The organism is Streptomyces sp. NRRL B-24572, assembly GCF_002156145.1.
Taxonomy (GTDB): domain Bacteria; phylum Actinomycetota; class Actinomycetes; order Streptomycetales; family Streptomycetaceae; genus Streptomyces; species Streptomyces vietnamensis.
In genome coordinates this window covers 1-5,043 of the sequence record NZ_MWIG01000042.1, presented here as the reverse complement: position 1 = coordinate 5,043, position 5,043 = coordinate 1, and the positions used below count along the sequence as shown (strand labels likewise).

At 71.4% G+C, this 5,043-nt stretch carries 3 protein-coding genes; 1 reads left to right on the top strand and 2 read right to left on the bottom strand.

The annotated features are described in order from the left end of the window. Positions 1-2,332 (top strand): DNA helicase PcrA (pcrA, locus tag CCN56_RS02775; RefSeq protein WP_086823067.1); only part of this gene is annotated, 2,332 nt, incomplete at its 5' end. A gap of 75 nt (positions 2,333-2,407) precedes the next feature. On the opposite strand, the gene CCN56_RS02770 is transcribed toward pcrA, so the two are convergent. Both CCN56_RS02770 and CCN56_RS02765 read right to left on the bottom strand, forming a co-directional pair. Continuing rightward, the gene (locus tag CCN56_RS02770) at positions 2,408-3,967 is read right to left on the bottom strand and encodes a M23 family metallopeptidase (protein WP_086823064.1); all 1,560 of its coding nucleotides are present in this window, start codon (positions 3,965-3,967) and stop codon (positions 2,408-2,410) included. A gap of 222 nt (positions 3,968-4,189) precedes the next feature. Continuing rightward, positions 4,190-5,043: lipase family alpha/beta hydrolase (locus CCN56_RS02765; RefSeq protein ID WP_373412811.1), on the bottom strand; the 854-nt coding region annotated here is incomplete at its 5' end.

Genomic DNA, 5,043 nt, shown 5'->3' with positions numbered 1-5,043 from the left:
GCACGACCTCTTCGGGGAGCACTTCGACGCGCCCCCGCCCCGGGACACGCACTACCGCGACGGCGCCCCGCGGCCCGTCGTGGACGCCGCCGCGCTCCTGGAGGGGCTGAACGAGCAGCAGCGCGCCGCCGTCGTCCACACCGGCACCCCGCTGCTCATCGTCGCCGGTGCAGGCTCCGGCAAGACCCGGGTCCTCACCCACCGCATCGCCCACCTCCTGGCCACCCGGCACGTCCACCCCGGCCAGATACTGGCGATCACCTTCACCAACAAGGCCGCCGGCGAGATGAAGGAGCGCGTCGAGCAGCTCGTCGGCCCGCGCGCCAACGCCATGTGGGTCATGACCTTCCACAGCGCGTGCGTCCGCATCCTGCGCCGCGAGTCGAAGAGGCTCGGCTTCACGTCCTCCTTCTCGATCTACGACGCCGCCGACTCCAAGCGCCTGATGTCGCTGGTCTGCCGGGACCTGGACCTCGACCCGAAGAAGTTCCCGCCGAAGTCCTTCAGCGCCAAGATCTCGAACCTCAAGAACGAGCTGATCGACGAGGAGACCTTCGCCGACCGGGCCGCCGACGGCTTCGAGAAGACGCTCGCCGAGGCGTACCGGATGTACCAGGCGCGGCTGCGCGAGGCCAACGCCCTGGACTTCGACGACATCATCATGACGACGGTCCACCTGCTCCAGGCGTTCCCGGACGTCGCCGAGCACTACCGCCGCCGCTTCCGCCACGTCCTCGTCGACGAGTACCAGGACACCAACCACGCCCAGTACACCCTCGTGCGGGAGCTCGTCGGCACCGGCTACGAGGACCTCGGCCCGGCCGAGCTGTGCGTCGTCGGCGACGCCGACCAGTCGATCTACGCCTTCCGCGGCGCGACCATCCGCAACATCCTCCAGTTCGAGGAGGACTACCCGGACGCGACGACGATCCTCCTGGAGCAGAACTACCGCTCCACCCAGACGATCCTCTCCGCCGCCAACGCCGTCATCGAGCGCAACGAGTCCCGCCGCCCCAAGAACCTGTGGACGAACGCGGGCGCGGGCGCGCAGATCACCGGCTACGTCGCCGACACCGAGCACGACGAGGCCCAGTTCGTCGCCGACGAGATCGACCGGCTCACCGACGCGGGCGAGGCCAAGGCCGGGGACGTGGCCGTCTTCTACAGGACCAACGCCCAGTCCCGTGTCTTCGAAGAGATCTTCATCCGCGTCGGACTGCCCTACAAGGTCGTCGGCGGCGTGCGCTTCTACGAGCGCAAGGAGGTCCGGGACGTCCTGGCGTACCTCCGCGTCCTCGCCAACCCCGAGGACAACGTGCCGCTGCGCCGCATCCTCAACGTCCCCAAGCGGGGCATCGGCGAGCGCGCCGAGGCGATGATCGACGCCCTCTCCCTGCGCGAGAAGATCACCTTCCCGCAGGCCCTCAAGCGGGTCGACGAGGCGTACGGCATGGCGGCGCGCTCGGCGAACGCGGTGAAGCGGTTCAACGCGCTCATGGACGAGCTGCGCACCGTCGTCGAGTCCGGCGCCGGGCCGGCCGTCGTCCTGGAGGCCGTCCTGGAGCGGACCGGCTACCTGGCCGAGCTCCAGGCCTCGACCGACCCGCAGGACGAGACCCGCATCGAGAACCTCCAGGAACTCGCCGCCGTCGCCCTCGAGTTCGAGCAGGAGAAGGGCGAAGAGCCCGCGAGCCTCGCCGAGTTCCTGGAGCGGGTCGCCCTCGTCGCCGACTCCGACCAGATCCCGGACGAGGACGAGGAGGGCCGGGGCGTCATCACCCTGATGACCCTGCACACCGCCAAGGGCCTGGAGTTCCCGGTGGTGTTCCTCACCGGCATGGAGGACGGCGTCTTCCCGCACATGCGCGCCCTCGGGCAGACGAAGGAGCTGGAGGAGGAGCGGCGCCTCGCGTACGTGGGCATCACGCGCGCGCGTGAGCGGCTCTACCTCACCCGCTCGTCGATGCGCAGCGCCTGGGGCCAGCCCTCGTACAACCCGGCCTCGCGCTTCCTGGAGGAGATCCCGCCCGCCTATCTGGAGTGGAAGCGGACCGGTCCGATGGCGAAGCCCGCCGGACCGACCGCGGGGATCACCTCCTCGCTCTCCTCCTCCCGCGCCCGCTCCGGCCCCTCCGGCTTCGCCACCCGGCGCGCCGGCGACAAGCCGGTGATCTCCCTCCAGGTCGGAGACCGCGTCACGCACGACCAGTTCGGGCTCGGCACGGTCATGGCGGTGACCGGCGCCGGCTCGGACGCCCAGGCGACGATCGACTTTGGCGACGACAAGCCGAAGCGGCTGCTGCTGCGGTACGCGCCGGTCGAGAAGCTGTAGCGAAGCGGTACGTACGAGAAGGGCCCCCGGCGGAAAGTCGCCGGGGGCCCTTCTCGTACGCGTGCGGGGGAAGGCTCAGCTGGTCGGGTCGAGGCCGTGGCTGCGCAGCCAGGTCAGCGGGTCGATCGCGGAGCCGGCGCCCGGCCGGACCTCGAAGTGGAGGTGCGGGCCGGTGGAGTTGCCGGAGTTGCCGGAGTAGGCGATGACGTCGCCGGCCTTGACGTAACCCGAGCGGATCTTGGTGCTGCTCAGGTGGCAGTACCAGGTCTCGGTGCCGTTGGGGGAGGTCACGATCGCCATGTTGCCGTAGGCGCTGTTCCACTGCGTGCGGACGGTGCCGTCGGTCGCGGCCATCACGGGGGTGCCGTACTGCACGGGGAAGTCGATGCCCGTGTGCACCGACATCCAGTTGACGCCCGCCTGGCCGAAGCGCGCGCTGAGCTGGTGGAGCGTCACCGGCAGCACGTACTTGGGGCGCATGGCCTCCTTGCGGGCCGCCTCCTCCTCGCGCTTCTTCTTCTCGGCGTCCTGGCGGGCCCGGAGGTCGATGCGCTCCTGGGTGCGGCTGGCGCGGTCGCCGAAGTCGCGGGCGTCGGCGCTGAGCGCGGCGAGCTGGGTGTCGAGCGCGCTGTTGGCGGCGACCTGCTTGACCGAGGCCGGGTCGGCGGCGGCGAGCGAGGTCGTGTCGTCCTTCTGCCCGCCGGTCGTGGTGGAGCCGGTGAGCCCGCCGACGGAGGCGGCGGCGATGCCGGCGACGCCCATGACGCAGGCGGAGGGTACGGCGACGGTCAGCAGCGCGGACCGTTTGGCGGGGGTACGGCGACGGCCGCGGCTGCCGCCGGAGGAGCGGCGCACGGGACGGCCGGCGACGGGCGGGTCTGTACGGAGCTCGACGGCCGGCTTCTCGTACGCGTCGTCCTCACCGTCTTCGAGGGCTTCCGGGGCCCCGCCCTCGGCCGGCTCGTCGTCCTCGGCCGGGTCGTAGGCCTCGTAGGTCTCGTCGGAGGGGAGTTCCTCGTGGCCCTCGTGCCCCTCGGGGACGTACTCGAAGGCGAACTCGGCGGTGTGCTCGGCCTGCGGGGTGTACTGCTGGGGGACGACCGGCTCGGGCTCCGGGGTCGCGTGGTTCCACGCGGTCGCGTCGAAGGCGCCGGTCTCGGTCGCGAAGGCGGGGGCGGCCCACTGGCCGGTGGCGTCGTAGGCCTCGTAGCCGTACGCGCCCTGGGCGGCGTAGGAGCCGGCGTGGGCGGTCTCGTACTGGCCGGTGTGCTGGGCTTCGGTCCAGGCGGAGGCGTCCCACTGGCCGGTGGTGTCGTACTGCGCCGCGGTGGTCCCGTACGTGCCGGTGGCCTCGTAGGAGGCGGCGGCGGTGTTCCACTGGCCCGTGGTGTCCCACTGGCCGGTCGTGTCGTACTGCCCCGTGGTGGCGTACTGCCCGGTGGTGTCGTACTGCCCGGTGGTGTCGTACTGCCCCGTCGTCGCGTACGTGCCGGTGGTGGCGTACTGGCCGAGGTCCCACTGGCCGCTGTGGTCGGCCTGACCGCCGTAGGTGCCGAACAGCGGGTCGATGGCGAAGCTGCCGGTGGTGTGGGCGCCGTCTCCGACGTACCCGGCGTGGGGGTGCTGGTCGTTCACCAACGTCTCTCTCGCCTCGGCAGCAGGACCAGTCCGGGGCGGGCCCGTGAGGGATGTCCCGGGGGTAAGCAGTGGCGCGACTGTACCCGGCGGTACGCGGGGCGGACAATCTTCGGAGGGGTTCGGGCCCGCAGGAAAAGGGCAATCGACCCCGTTTTGCCAGGTCGGGTGTAGAGCTTTGGCCTTGTGTTCGATGAACGTTCGAAGAACGGTGTCGTGCGCTCAGGCGACGGAGGTGGAACCGGGTCCCTCTTCCCGCGTCCCGGAGACGACGGGACCCCCGGCGTCGAGGGCCTCCCGGACCCCGGCGGCCACGGTCGGATGCACGGGCAGCGCGAGATGACCGATGCCGCTCACCCGCACGTTGTGCACGAGCAGGTCCGGGTGGTCGAGACGGGCGGTCTCCACCGGCACCATCACCTGGTCCAGATCGCTCCAGAAGCTCACGAACCGGGTCCGGCAGCCGGACGCGGGCCCGGCGAGCTCCCGCAGGACCTCCGAACCGGGCCGCATCTGCCGCACCAGCGGATGCGCGTCGGCGAGCGGGGCCACCGTGGTGCCGGAGTGCGGGGTGCCCAGCGTGACGAGGGTGCGCACCCGGGCGTCGCCGCCCAGTCGCTGCACGTAATAGCGGGCGATCAGGCCGCCCAGGCTGTGCCCGACGACGTCGACCTCGGCGTGCCCGGTGCGGGTGCGGATCTCGTCCACCCGGCGGCCGAGCAGTTCGGCGGCGGCCCGCAGGTCGCAGGTGAGCGGTGAGTAGTTGAGCGACTCGACACAGTCACGGCCGTGCCGGACGAGGGAACGGCGCAGCAGTACGAAGACCGAACGGTTGTCGACGAAACCGTGCAGGAGGACGACCGGGCGGCTGCCCGGGGTGATCGTGGTGGGGGTCGGGGCGGGGGAGAGCCGCTCGGCGACGATCCCGGACGGGTAGAGGACCAGATGGCCGGTGAGGATCGCGACTTCCAGCGCGGTGGCCTTCATCAGGGCGGTGACCTTGGTGAGCTCCATGGCCGGCCTCCCGAACGGCACGCGGGGCCGACACGGTACGGCGGTCCGCCGCGCCCCGTGCC